Below are 12,241 nucleotides of genomic sequence, written 5' to 3'. Positions count from 1 at the left end.
GGTCAGGAGCCCTGGTGGGGGAGGGCGGCCAGAACCGCGTCGAGCACGGCGATCGCCTTGGCCTTGTCGAGCGGGTTGTTGCCGTTGCCGCACTTCGGGGAGTGCACGCACGACGGGCATCCCGTCTCGCACCCGCACGACGCCACCGCCTCCCGGGTGGCTCGGAGCCAGGCCGATGCCGTCCCGTACGCGCGTTCCGCAAAGCCTGCCCCGCCCGGATGACCGTCGTACACGAACACCGTAGGGCTCTGGGTGTCCACATGGTTCGCCGTCGACAGCCCGCCGATGTCCCACCGGTCGCAGGTCGCGATCAGTGGAAGGAGGCCGATTCCCGCATGTTCCGCCGCATGCAGCGCACCCGGTACGTCCGCCGGTTCCACACCCGCCCTCAACAGCTCCTGGGGCGAGATCGTGAACCAGACGGCGACCGTACGCAGCTCGCGTGCCGGCAGGTCCAGCGGGCGGGTGTCGAGCACCTCGCCGGTGCCGATGCGGCGGCGCTGGTACGACACCACTTGGCTCGACACGTCCACCGTGCCCAGGAAGAGGCCGACCGGGCCGGCGTCCACGTACTCGCGGACCGAGACCACGGACACGTCGGTGACGTCGCGGGCGTGGGTCGACCAGTCCGGTTCGGCCGCATGGACCAGGGCCACCGCCTCCTCCAGGTCGAGGTCGTCGACCAAGTAAGTGGCGCCCTGGTGCAGGTAGACCGCGCCCCGGTGGAGCATGGCGTGCGACGAGCCCTGGTCGACCGTACCCAGCAGGCGACCGGTAGCCGACTCGACCACCGCCACCGGAGCCCCGCCCGTGCCGCGCAGGTCCACCTCGGGCCGGCCCTTGTGAGTCCAGTACCAGCCGGACGGGCGTTTGCGCAGCGCGCCCGAGCGGACCAGGTCGTCGACCGCCGCTTCGCCGCCGAACAGGGCCAGGTCCGCGGGCCGCAGCGGCGCCTCGGCGGCCGCGCAGCACAATTGCGGGCCGAGAACGTACGGGTTGGCCGGGTCCAGCACCGTCGCCTCCACGGGACGGCCGAAGAGGGCTTCCGGGTGATGCACGAGATAGGTGTCCAGGGGGTCGTCGCGGGCTACGAGCACCGCGAGCGCCTCGCCGCCGGCCCGGCCCGCCCGGCCCGCCTGCTGCCACAGCGACGCCCGGGTCCCCGGGTAGCCGCAGATCAGCACCGCGTCCAGGCCGACCAGGTCCACGCCGAGCTCGAGGGCGTTGGTCGAGGCCAGCGCCAGCAGCTCGCCCGACATCAGGGCGCGTTCGATCGCGCGGCGGTCCTCCTTGAGATAGCCCGCCCGGTACGCCGCCACCCGCTCGCCAAGGCCCGGCACCGCCTCGTCGAGCGAGCGCCGTGTCATGGTCGCGACGACCTCGGCGCCTCGGCGGGAACGGACGAAGGCGAGGGTACGGGTGCCCGCCACGACGGCGTCCGTCAGCAGATCCGCCGTCTCGGAGAGGGCCGAGCGCCGGGTCGGGGGCAGGTCGGGATCCTCATGGGGCAGCAGCGGCGGTTCCCACAGCGCGAAGGTCACCGCCCCGCGTGGCGAGGCGTCCTCGGTCACGGCCGTCACGGGCAGGCCGGTCAGGCGGGACGCCGCGTCGGCAGGATCGCCCGAGGTCGCCGACGCGAGGACGAACGTCGGGGTGCCGCCGTACAGGGCCGCCAGGCGACGGAGGCGGCGCAGGACGTGGGCCACGTGGGACCCGAACACGCCCCGGTAGGTGTGGCACTCGTCGATCACCACGTACGAGAGACGGCGCAGGAACGTGGCCCACCTCGCGTGACCCGGCAGCAGGGCGTGGTGGAGCATGTCCGGGTTCGTCAGGACGAAACGCGAGTGCTGGCGGATCCACTCGCGTTCCTCACGGGGCGTGTCACCGTCGTATGTGGCCGGGCGTACGCCGTCGAGGCCGAGCCGGACCAGCGCCCGCAGCTGGTCCGCCGCCAGGGCCTTGGTCGGCGACAGGTACAGGACCGTCGCGCGCGGGTCCGCGAGCAGCCGGCTCAGGGCGGGCGTCTGGTACGCGAGCGACTTCCCGGACGCCGTACCCGTGGCCAGGACGACATGCCGTCCGCCGTGGGCGAGCGACGCCGCGGTGGCCTGGTGCTCCCAGGGCTCGAACCCGTACGCGTCCCGCAGCTCCCGTGGCACCCACTCCGGCCAGGGCACCGTCCGCCCCGCCCGCGCCTCGACGCGCTCGATGTGAGTGACCGGCGAATCGTCGGCGGAGGATCGGCGTGCCCGCAGCCGGTGCAGCAGCTCGGCCGGCCCGAGCGCCTCGAGCCCCCGCACGACGCCCACCCCCGAGGCCGCGACCTCGCTGCGAGGCGTCGCGACCTCGCCGCGCGCGGCCGGAATGTCCGGGACGGTCGTGGTCACGTCCTGCACTCTGACATCGGTATGCCCCGAACCCCAAACGGGTACGACGGTGGGTGCCCACGCGTCGGGGGATGACGGTCGGTGGTTAGATTCGCTGGGGAGATCGGCTGCCTGAGGGCTTGCCCCGGAGGGAGGAGGACCGATGGAGCTGTCGCTGACGACCCGGACCGTCGGCGAGCACACGGTGCTCGACGTCGGCGGTGAGGTCGACGTGTATACCGCCCCGCGGCTGCGGGAACGCCTGGTCGAGCTGGTCGACGGCGGCGCACGCCACGTGGTGGTGGATCTCGCCCGTGTCGACTTCCTCGACTCCACCGGTCTCGGTGTGCTGGTCGGCGCCCTCAAGCGGTTGCGGGCCGCGAGCGGGACGTTCGGCCTGGTGTGCTCGAAGGAACCGCTGCTCAAGATCTTCCGGATCACCGCGCTCGACCAGGTCTTCCCGATCTACCCCTCCGTCGAGGCGGCCACCTCGACTCCGTCCGGCGATCGCGACGACAACACTCCGACAGCGTGATGGCGACGGTACGGCTGTCGTTCTCCCCGGCCCCGGTGCACGTGCGCACGGCCCGGCTGGTCGGCGTGGCGGTGGCTCGGCGCGCGGGGGTCGCCGAGGAACTGCTCGACGAGGTGCGGCTGGCCATAGGTGAGGCGTGCACTCGGGCAGTGGCCCTGCACAACCAGTACGGCCTGCCCGATCTCGTGATGGTCGAGATGTCGGACGCGGACTCGTACACGGTTCGGGTGATCGACCGTGCCCCGATCGAGGCCAGCATCGGTCTTGCGAAGCTGCCGCCGGACGAGCTCGCCGACGAGTCGCTGACGGACGAGGCGCTGACCACCGGTGTCGGATTCGCGCTGCTCGCCGGCTTCGTGGACGATCTTCAGGTGCGCCCGGTCGACGAAGGGGCGGGCACCGAGGTCCGCATGGTGTGGCCCGTCCACCGTCGCTGAGGAAAGCTCCGGCCCAGGAAAACGCCGCCGATGGGACGCCGCTGGGGAAACGCCGCTGACCGAACGCGGCCACCGAACGCGCCCGACGGAACGCGGCTGACCGAACGCGCGGCCGACCGAACGCCGTTCACCGAACGCGCCGCCGAGCGAACGCCGTTCGCCGAACGCGCGGCCGAGCGAACGCCGTTCACCGAACGCGGCCGAGCGAACCCGAAAGCCGCCGACTGAACACGGCCGACGGAGTCGCCGAGAGGAACGGCCCCGGAGCGCCGCGAGAAAAGAACCGCTGAACGAAGATATCCGCCACCGCGTGGCGCGGAACGGCCAGCCGCCGCTGAGGGAACAAAATGGGCACCGTAGCGCACGCCCCGAGAAATCCGCAGGTGGAGGGGGCAGCCTAAGGGTTGACGCCCATCTATGCCAACCGCTAACACAGCGGTAAACATCACCACGACACGGCCGGAACCAGGTGTGACCACTGCCACGTCCGGCCGCTACAGTACGCCGGTAATCAGCTACTGCTCCCTGGTCCCGTGTCCGCGGGACCCGGTTTGTCGTCTCCCCGCCCGCGGGGATGCGCCCGGCAGTTTCGTCCGCTACCGGGTGCGGTCGGTGTGTACAGGAGGACATTGATGTCCGGGACTTCGATACCCCTCGCCGCGGAGAGCGGTGGGGCGTCCCTGAGCGGTCAGAACGTCACCTACGTCATCGTCGCGGTGGTGTTCGCGCTCGTTGCGCTCGCGTTCGCCGCGATGTTCGTGCAATCGGTGCTGAAGGCCGGCCGGGGCACCACCAACATGCAGGAGATCGCCGGCGCCGTGCAGGAGGGCGCGTCGGCGTACCTCTTCCGGCAGTTCAAGACCTTGGCGATCTTCGTCGTCATCGCGGTCGTGCTGCTGTTCCTGCTCCCCGTGCACGGTGACGGCGACAACGAGACCGCCGTGAAGATCGGCCGGTCGCTGTTCTTCGTCGTGGGCGCGGTCTTCAGCTCGTTCATCGGCGGTGCCGGCATGGCGCTGGCGACCCGCGCGAACCTGCGGGTGGCCGCGGCGGCGGGTGAGTCCGGTGGCCGCGAGAAGGCGATGGGTATCGCGTTCCGCACCGGCGGCGTGGTCGGCTTCCTCACCGTCGGCCTGGGCCTGTTCGGCGCGGCGCTGGTGGTGTGGATCTACCGCGGCGACGCCCCGACCGTGCTCGAGGGCTTCGGCTTCGGTGCCGCGCTGCTCGCCATGTTCATGCGAGTCGGCGGCGGCATCTTCACCAAGGCCGCCGACGTCGGCGCGGACCTGGTCGGCAAGGTCGAGCAGGGCATTCCCGAGGACGACCCGCGCAACGCCGCGACGATCGCGGACAACGTGGGCGACAACGTCGGTGACTGCGCCGGCATGGCCGCCGACCTGTTCGAGTCGTACGCGGTCACGCTGGTCGCGGCCCTGATCCTGGGCCAGGCGGCGTTCGGCCAGGACGGCCTGGTGTTCCCGCTGATCGTCTCCACCATCGGTGTGGTCATCGCGATCGTCGGCGTCTTCATCACCCGGCTGCGCGCCTCGGACCGCAACGGCCTGACCGCCATCAACCGGGCGTTCTACATCTCGGCCGTGCTGTCGGCGGTCATCGTGGCGATCGTCAGCTTCCTGTACCTGCCGAAGACCTTCGCCGGGTTCGAGGACGCGTCGCTGGACCCCGGCGTTCTCGCCAGCGGCCGCAACCCGCAGTGGGTGGCCATCGGCGCGGTCGTGATCGGCATCGTGCTGGCCGCCGCGATCCAGGCGCTGACCGGCTACTTCACCGAGGTGGAGCGCCGGCCGGTGCAGGACATCGGCAAGTCGTCGCAGACCGGCCCGGCCACGGTCGTGCTCGCCGGCATCAGCGTCGGCCTCGAGTCGGCGGTCTACTCGGCGCTGCTCATCGGCGCCGGCGTCTACGGTGCGTTCCTGCTGGGCGGCTCGTCCATCACCCTGTCGCTCTTCGCGGTCGCGCTCGCCGGCACCGGCCTGCTCACCACGGTCGGCGTCATCGTCGCGATGGACACCTTCGGCCCGATCTCCGACAACGCGCAGGGCATCGCCGAGATGTCGGGTGACGTGGACGAGCGCGGCGCGCAGATCCTGACCGAACTCGACGCCGTCGGCAACACCACGAAGGCGATCACCAAGGGCATCGCGATCGCGACCGCCGTTCTCGCGGCGACCGCGCTGTTCGGTTCGTACACGAACACGCTGTCGTCGTCGCTGGCCGACGCCGGTGTCTCCGCGGACCGGATCGGCTCCGAGATCCTCGGCCTGCTGAACATCTCCAACCCGCGCAACCTGGTCGGCCTGCTGATCGGCGCCGCGGTGGTGTTCCTCTTCTCCGGCCTGGCGATCAACGCCGTCTCCCGCTCGGCGGGCGCGGTCGTGATGGAGGTACGCCGGCAGTTCCGCGACTTCCCCGGCATCATGGACCGCACCCAGCGGCCCGAGTACGGCCGGGTGGTCGACATCTGCACCCGTGACGCCCAGCGTGAGCTGCTCACCCCGGGCCTGCTGGCGATCATGGCGCCCATCGCGGTGGGCTTCGGCCTGGGCGCGGGCGCGCTGGCCTCGTATCTGGCCGGCGCGATCGGTGCGGGCACGCTGATGGCGGTCTTCCTGGCCAACTCCGGTGGTGCCTGGGACAACGCCAAGAAGCTGGTCGAGGACGGTGCGTTCGGCGGCAAGGGTTCCGACGCGCACGCCGCGACGGTCATCGGCGACACCGTCGGCGACCCGTTCAAGGACACCGCCGGTCCGGCCATCAACCCGCTGATCAAGGTGATGAACCTGGTCTCGCTGCTGATCGCTCCGGCGGTCGTGGCGTGGAGCATCGGCAGCGACAAGAACGACGGGCTGAGGATCGCCGTCGCCGTGGTGGCGGCGCTGATCATCGTGGCCGCGGTGGTCTGGAGCAAGCGCAAGCCGATCTCCATGGGCGAGGAGGCTCCGGCCGCGGAGAAGAAGGCGGCGCGCGTCAGCGCCTGAGGTGACAGCAGCGGAGGGCACTCGGCGTTCGCCGGGTGCCCTCCGCCGTGCGTTGCCCGTACGCTGCAATCCATGCGCACGGCCCGCACCATCCCCCTACTCATCGTCTGCTCGCTCGTCGTGACGCTGGGTGCCTGTTCGAGTGGCCCGGCACCCCGCGCCTGGGTCGCCTCCGTCTGCAAGGTGCTGGCGCCGTGGCGTACGGAGATCGGCACTCTTGCGACCCGCACCCAGCAGCAGATGACCGCCGCGACGACCCCCGCGCAGGCGAAGGAGAACCTGACGCGGCTCTTCGGCGGCGCGGAGTCGGCCAGCGAGAAGGCGCGCGCCGGAGTGCAGAATGCCGGCGTGCCGGATGTCGACCAGGGTAAGAAGGTGGCGGAGAGCTTCACCGCCTCGCTGGGCGCGATGCGCGACGCCTACGGCCGGGCGAAGGCCGGGATCGAAGCGCTCGCCACCAGCCCGTCGAAGGACTTCTACGCCAAGGTCGGCACCGTGGTCCAGACCCTCAACGCCGACTACAAGGCGAGCGAGCTCGACACCAGCAACCTGTCGTCGGTCGAGCTGAAGCAGGCCTTCGACGAAGCTCCGGAGTGCCGCTGACCATGGTCGAGCCCGGGTGGCCGCTGATTCCGCGCGAGGTGCTGCCCGCGCCGGTCCAGCCCGCCCGTTCCCGGCCGCGGCGGGGCACCGCGCCGGCCCCGGCGGGCCGGCAGCTGTCCGTCTTCGGGGTCGAGGCCGTCGACCCCTCACTGGCCGACCTGGCCGGGCTGCTGGCGGGCCCGGGACGGCTCGGCCGGATGGGGGGCACGGCCCGGGTTTCGGTACGGGTGGACGCCGCGTGGCGGGTGCACGTCCTGGTGCAGGAGCTGGTCAGCCGCGGTCTGGTCGTCAACTGGCACCCGATCTCGGAGCAGCCGCGGGAGGAGCCCGTGGTGGAGCTCACCTCGGTGCCGGTCGACCAGGAGTCCGATGAGCCGGCTCCCGCACCCCGGTCGCCGGAGCTCGGAAACGCCGGCGAGCAGGACGAACGAACAGTGGCGTTCGAGGTTCGAACGGCGTACAGCAGTCGTCTCAACCCTCTCGCGCGCGGCTGGCCGCCTCCGGCCGGACGGCTGTTCCTCAACGGCTCGAGGCTGCGCCTGTGGGTGGCGGCCGCCGGTGCGCCGCTGCCGCACGGGTACGCCCTCGGTCTGGATCCCGACGGTTCCCTTGACAAGGCGGTCGACGCGGCATTGACAAGGGTCGGTCTCGCGGGCACGATCCAGGCCGGTCCCGCGTACGTGATTGCAGGTCGCAGGCGTCTCGCCCGGCTCGCCGAGCTGATCGGCGAGCGACCCCCGGCAGCGCCCGCGCGGCTGTGGCCGGGCGGCGCCGCTGCGTGATCTTCCGGGATTGTGTGCGACATGACGCCATGTTCCCGGTGTACGGTGTCGCCGTCGGACGCGTGCGGTGGCCGGGCCGTTACCATCCGACTTCTGTGTGCCCGGGGAATGGGAGCTCGTCCGGCGCGTTACGTTGAACGTCCGCGTGTCCGCCGTCCGCGACGGGCCGCCGAGTGAGTGTGAAGTTTGGGAGTGCCGTGCCGAGCAACGCCAGGACGACCCGTCTGGTCATCGTCGAGTCCCCGTCGAAGGCCAAGACGATCGCCGGCTACCTGGGGCCCGACTATTTCGTCGAGGCCTCCTTCGGGCATGTCCGCGACCTGCCGAAGAACGCCGACGAGGTGCCCGAGAAGTACAAGGGCGAGTCGTGGGCGCGGCTCGGCGTCGACGTCGACAACGGCTTCCATCCGCTCTATGTGGTGTCCTCCGACCGCAAGCAGCAGATCGCCAAGCTGAAGCAGCTGGCGAAGGAGGTCGACGAGATCTTCCTCGCCACCGATGAGGACCGCGAGGGCGAGGCCATCGCCTGGCACCTGGTCGAGACGATCAAGCCCAAGGTCCCGGTGCGGCGGATGGTCTTCCACGAGATCACCCGGCCGGCGATCCAGGCCGCCGTCGCCAACCCGCGCGAGATCGACAAGGACCTGGTCGACGCCCAGGAGGCCCGGCGCATCCTGGACCGGCTGTACGGCTACGAGGTCAGCCCGGTTCTCTGGAAGAAGGTCATGCCGAAGCTCTCGGCGGGCCGGGTCCAGTCCGTGGCCACCCGGATCGTGGTCGAGCGCGAGCGCCAGCGCATGGCCTTCCGCTCGGCCGAGTACTGGGACATCAACGCCCAGCTCGCCGTGCAGGGCAAGGTCGAGGGGCCGCGCAACTTCTCCGCCACGCTGATCGCCCTCAACGGCGACCGCATCGCCACCGGCAAGGACTTCGAGCCGACCACCGGCCGGATCAAGCCGGGTGCCGCGGTCGTGCACCTGGACGGCGACGGTGCCCGCGGGCTCGCCGCCCGCCTCGAGGACCGCCCGTTCCAGGTCACCCGGGTGGAGGAGAAGCCGTACCGGCGCCGGCCGTACGCGCCGTTCATCACCTCGACGCTGCAGCAGGAGGCCGCACGCAAGCTGCGCATGTCCTCGCAGCAGACCATGCGTACCGCCCAGCGGCTGTACGAGAACGGCTACATCACGTATATGCGTACCGACTCGGTGAACCTGTCGGAGACGGCCATCGCGGCCGCCCGCCGGCAGATCGCCGAGCTGTACGGCGAGCGCAGCGTCCCGCCGGAGCCGCGCCGCTACACCGGCAAGGTCAAGAACGCCCAGGAGGCGCACGAGGCGATCCGGCCCGCCGGTGACACCTTCCGTGCTCCGGGCGAGCTGGCCAACGAGCTTTCCGGCGACGAGTTCCGGCTCTACGAGCTCATCTGGCGGCGTACCGTCGCCTCGCAGATGACCGACGCGGTCGGCAACTCGATCTCCGTGCGCATCCGGGCCGTCTCCACCGCGCAGGAGGAGGCCGACTTCGCGGCGACCGGCAAGACGATCACCGACCCCGGCTTCCTGCGCGCCTACGTCGAGTCTTCCGACGACGAGAACGCCGAGGCCGAGGACGCCGAGCGCCGGCTGCCCAACCTCGTCAAGGACCAGCCGCTCACGGCCGAGCAGCTCGCGGCGGTCGGCCACCACACCAGCCCGCCGGCCCGCTACACCGAGGCGTCGCTGGTCAAGGCCCTGGAGGAGCTGGGCATCGGCCGCCCGTCGACGTACGCGTCGATCATGCAGACGATCCAGGACCGCGGGTACGTGGAGAAACGCGGCCAGGCGCTGATCCCCACCTTCATCGCGTTCGCGGTGATCGGGCTGATGGAGCAGCACTACCCCCGCCTGGTCGACTACAACTTCACCGCGGCCATGGAGAACGACCTCGACGGCATCGCCGGCGGGGAGAACGCCTCGCTGGACTTCCTGAGCGCGTTCTACTTCGGAAGCCAGACCGCGGACGCCGACGACTCGATCGCCCAGGCCGGCGGCCTGCGCAAGCTGGTCACGGACAACCTCAGCGCCATCGACGCCCGGTCGATCAACTCCATCCCGCTCTTCGAGGACGAGGAGGGGCGGCTCATCGTCGTGCGGGTCGGCCGCTACGGCCCGTACCTGCAGCGTCAGCTCCCGGAGGCCACCGAGGAGTCGCCGAACGACCGGGTCTCCATCCCGGACGGCGTAGCGCCCGACGAGCTGACCCCGGAGAAGGTCAAGGAGCTGTTCCTCGGCGGCGGCGGGGAGAAGAGCCTGGGCGAGGACCCGGCGACGGGCGGCCAGGTGCTGCTCAAGTCCGGCCGCTTCGGCCCGTACGTGGAGAGCGGGGAGCGGCGCTCGTCGCTGTTCCGCACCCAGTCCCCGGAGACCCTGACCCTGGACCAGGCGCTGCAGCTGCTGAGCCTGCCGCGGGTCGTGGGCAAGGACCCCGAGGGCGCCGAGATCGTCGCCAAGAACGGCAAGTTCGGACCGTACGTGCAGCGCGGCACCGACTCGCGGTCGCTGCAGAGCGAGGACCAGCTCTTCACGATCACGCTCGACGAGGCGCTGGCCCTGCTGGCGGCCCCGAAGACGCGTCAGCGCGGGGCCGCCAAGCCGCCGCTGCGGGAGATGGGTCCCGACCCGGTCACCCAGAAGCCCATGGTGATCAAGGAGGGGCGCTTCGGCCCGTATGTCACCGACGGCGAGTTCAACGCGTCCCTGCGGCGCGGGCAGACGCCCGAGGAGCTGACCGTCGAGCAGGCGTCCGAGATGCTCGCCGAGAAGCGCGCGAAGGGCCCGGCCCCGAAGAAGAAGGTCGCCAAGAAGGCGGTCGCGAAGAAGGCTGCCGACGGCGCCGAGCCCGCGAAGAAGGCCGCCAAGAAGGCCCCGGCCAAGAAGGCGACCGCCCGCAAGGCGACGAACGCGGCACCGGCGGCGAAGAAGGCGGCGCCGAAGAAGGCCGCACCGGCGAAGGCGACCGCCAGCGCCGAATGACCCTGTGGACGGGCCTGTGGATAACTACTTCCCCAGGACCCGTTCCAGGTAGGCGTTGGCGAAGACCCGCTGGGGGTCCAGCCGTTCGCGCACGGCCAGGAAGTCGTCGAACCTCGGGTACGCACGGCGCAACGACTCCGCGTCCCGGTAGTGCAGCTTGCCCCAGTGCGGGCGCCCTCCCAGCGGCTCGCACAACGCCTCGACGGCCCGGAAGTACGGCTCGTAGGGCGTGCCCGCGTACTGGTGGACGGCCACGTAGGCGGACTCGCGGCCGTAACCGTGCGAGAGCCACACGTCGTCCGGGCCGGTGAAGCGCACTTCGACGGGAAACTGCACCTTGAACGGCAACTGCTCGATGAGCTTCGGCAGTGCTGCCATCACCTCGGGTACGCACTCGCGCGGGAGCTCGTACTCCATCTCCACGAAACGCACGCGGCGCGCCGTACAGAAAACGCGGTCGGACCGGTCGGTGTAGGCCCGGGCCGTCAGGCCGCGAGCGGCGACCGCGCTGATCAGCGGGACCGTCGCCGGGATGCGCCGGCCCAGCCGGCAGAGTCCCTCGAAGACGGTGTTCGGCAGGAAGTCGTCGTCCATCCAGCTCCGGAAGCGGGTCAGCGGCCGGTCCGCGACCTCGACCCGGTTGTTGAGCTTGAGCTGGGCCCGGTCCGTGTACGGGTACCAGAAGAACTCGAGATGGTCGTTGCCGGCGATGCGCTCGTCCAGCCCGGCCAACACCTCCGTCAGTGCAAGCGGGCGTTCCTCCGCGAGCAGTACGAAGGCCGGCACGCACCGCAGCGTCACCTCGGTGAGGACGCCCAGGGAGCCGAGACCGACCCGCGCCGCCGGGAACAACTCGGACGAAGAGTCGATGTGGAGCACTTCGCCCGAGCCCGTGACCAGAGTCACCGCCGCCACCGAGGAGGCCAGGGTCGAGTGGTTCCGGGCGCTGCCGTGGGTGCCGGTGGAGATCGCACCGGCGACGGTCTGCCGGTCGATGTCGCCCAGGCTCGGCAGGGCCAAACCGTGCTCCGCTAGGGCCGCATTCAGGGCATAAAGGGGCATGCCGGCCTGCACGGTGACCAGATCGCCGTCGACCGAGACGAGCTCCGCGAGTCGGTGCAGCGTCAGCCGCCGGTCGTCGGCGACCGCGATGGCGGTGAACGAATGACCGCTGCCGACCGCCTTCACCCGGTGCCCGGCGGACGCCGCCTCCTTGACCAGCGCGGCGACCTCGTCGACAGTGCCAGGGGTGAGGACGTCGGCGGCGACGGCCTGCTGGTTACCACCCCAGTTCCGCCACCGACGGGCCGTGACGGGGGTCGCGTTGTCACTGGTCATAGCGGTCCTGTCCTCCCGACGAGCGGACAGTCGCACAAAACTGCGGATCCAGCGTGCCCCCCGCGTCCCGTCGATGCGTCTCGCTCGTTGATCCGAGTAACGTTCTTTTTGAGGTTTGTTTGCGGCCGCCGGCGGTCCTTCCGCCGCCGCGAACAGGTCTCATCTCA

General features: G+C 70.8%; 8 protein-coding genes. 6 read left to right on the top strand and 2 right to left on the bottom strand.

Going from position 1 to position 12,241, the window contains the following annotated elements:
* Window positions 1-2 precede the first annotated feature (2 nt).
* The gene (locus AB0J80_RS11080) at window positions 3-2,312 is read right to left on the bottom strand and encodes a DEAD/DEAH box helicase (protein WP_364703708.1); all 2,310 of its coding nucleotides are present in this window, start codon (window positions 2,310-2,312) and stop codon (window positions 3-5) included.
* Window positions 2,313-2,532: 220 nt separating this feature from the next.
* On the opposite strand from AB0J80_RS11080, the gene AB0J80_RS11075 reads away from it, so the two are divergent.
* The 6 genes from AB0J80_RS11075 (at window position 2,533) to topA (ending at window position 10,736) form a co-directional block, all read left to right on the top strand.
* Window positions 2,533-2,904: an STAS domain-containing protein gene (locus AB0J80_RS11075; protein ID WP_364703261.1), complete on the top strand. Its 372-nt coding sequence runs from the start codon at window positions 2,533-2,535 to the stop codon at window positions 2,902-2,904.
* Window positions 2,901-3,341, top strand: a complete 441-nt coding sequence (locus AB0J80_RS11070) for an ATP-binding protein (protein ID WP_364703258.1) — start codon at window positions 2,901-2,903, stop codon at window positions 3,339-3,341. Before AB0J80_RS11075 ends, AB0J80_RS11070 begins: the two co-directional genes overlap by 4 nt.
* Before the next feature lie 632 nt (window positions 3,342-3,973).
* On the top strand, window positions 3,974-6,340 hold the full coding sequence (locus AB0J80_RS11065) for a sodium-translocating pyrophosphatase (protein WP_364703255.1): 2,367 nt from the start codon (window positions 3,974-3,976) through the stop codon (window positions 6,338-6,340).
* Window positions 6,341-6,412: 72 nt separating this feature from the next.
* On the top strand, window positions 6,413-6,943 hold the full coding sequence (locus tag AB0J80_RS11060; RefSeq protein ID WP_364703252.1) for a hypothetical protein: 531 nt from the start codon (window positions 6,413-6,415) through the stop codon (window positions 6,941-6,943).
* Complete coding sequence (locus tag AB0J80_RS11055) at window positions 6,934-7,725, top strand: hypothetical protein (protein WP_364703249.1); 792 nt, start codon at window positions 6,934-6,936, stop codon at window positions 7,723-7,725. The genes AB0J80_RS11060 and AB0J80_RS11055 overlap by 10 nt, the downstream gene beginning before the upstream one ends.
* A gap of 197 nt (window positions 7,726-7,922) precedes the next feature.
* Window positions 7,923-10,736 carry a type I DNA topoisomerase gene (gene topA / locus AB0J80_RS11050; RefSeq protein ID WP_364703246.1) on the top strand — a complete coding sequence of 938 codons (2,814 nt, stop codon included), beginning with the start codon at window positions 7,923-7,925 and terminating at the stop codon, window positions 10,734-10,736.
* A gap of 24 nt (window positions 10,737-10,760) precedes the next feature.
* Here topA and AB0J80_RS11045 read toward each other — a convergent pair whose 3' ends face one another.
* Entirely contained in the window at window positions 10,761-12,074 is a 1,314-nt protein-coding gene (locus AB0J80_RS11045) for a D-arabinono-1,4-lactone oxidase (RefSeq protein WP_364703243.1), read from the bottom strand.
* Window positions 12,075-12,241: the final 167 nt, after the last annotated feature.

Origin of the sequence: Actinoplanes sp. NPDC049548 (assembly GCF_040676695.1) — a bacterium.
Lineage (GTDB): Bacteria > Actinomycetota > Actinomycetes > Mycobacteriales > Micromonosporaceae > Actinoplanes.
This window is presented reverse-complemented; position numbering and strand designations above follow the sequence as displayed.

What these genes read in the sequence shown, in the direction of transcription:
- AB0J80_RS11075 (WP_364703261.1), top strand. Translation starts at nt 2,533, where the DNA reads ATGGAGCTGTCGCTGACGACCCGGACCGTCGGCGAGCACACGGTGCTC.
- AB0J80_RS11065 (WP_364703255.1), top strand. Translation starts at nt 3,974, where the DNA reads ATGTCCGGGACTTCGATACCCCTCGCCGCGGAGAGCGGTGGGGCGTCC.
- AB0J80_RS11060 (WP_364703252.1), top strand. Translation starts at nt 6,413, where the DNA reads ATGCGCACGGCCCGCACCATCCCCCTACTCATCGTCTGCTCGCTCGTC.
- AB0J80_RS11045 (WP_364703243.1), bottom strand. Translation starts at nt 12,074, where the DNA reads ATGACCAGTGACAACGCGACCCCCGTCACGGCCCGTCGGTGGCGGAAC.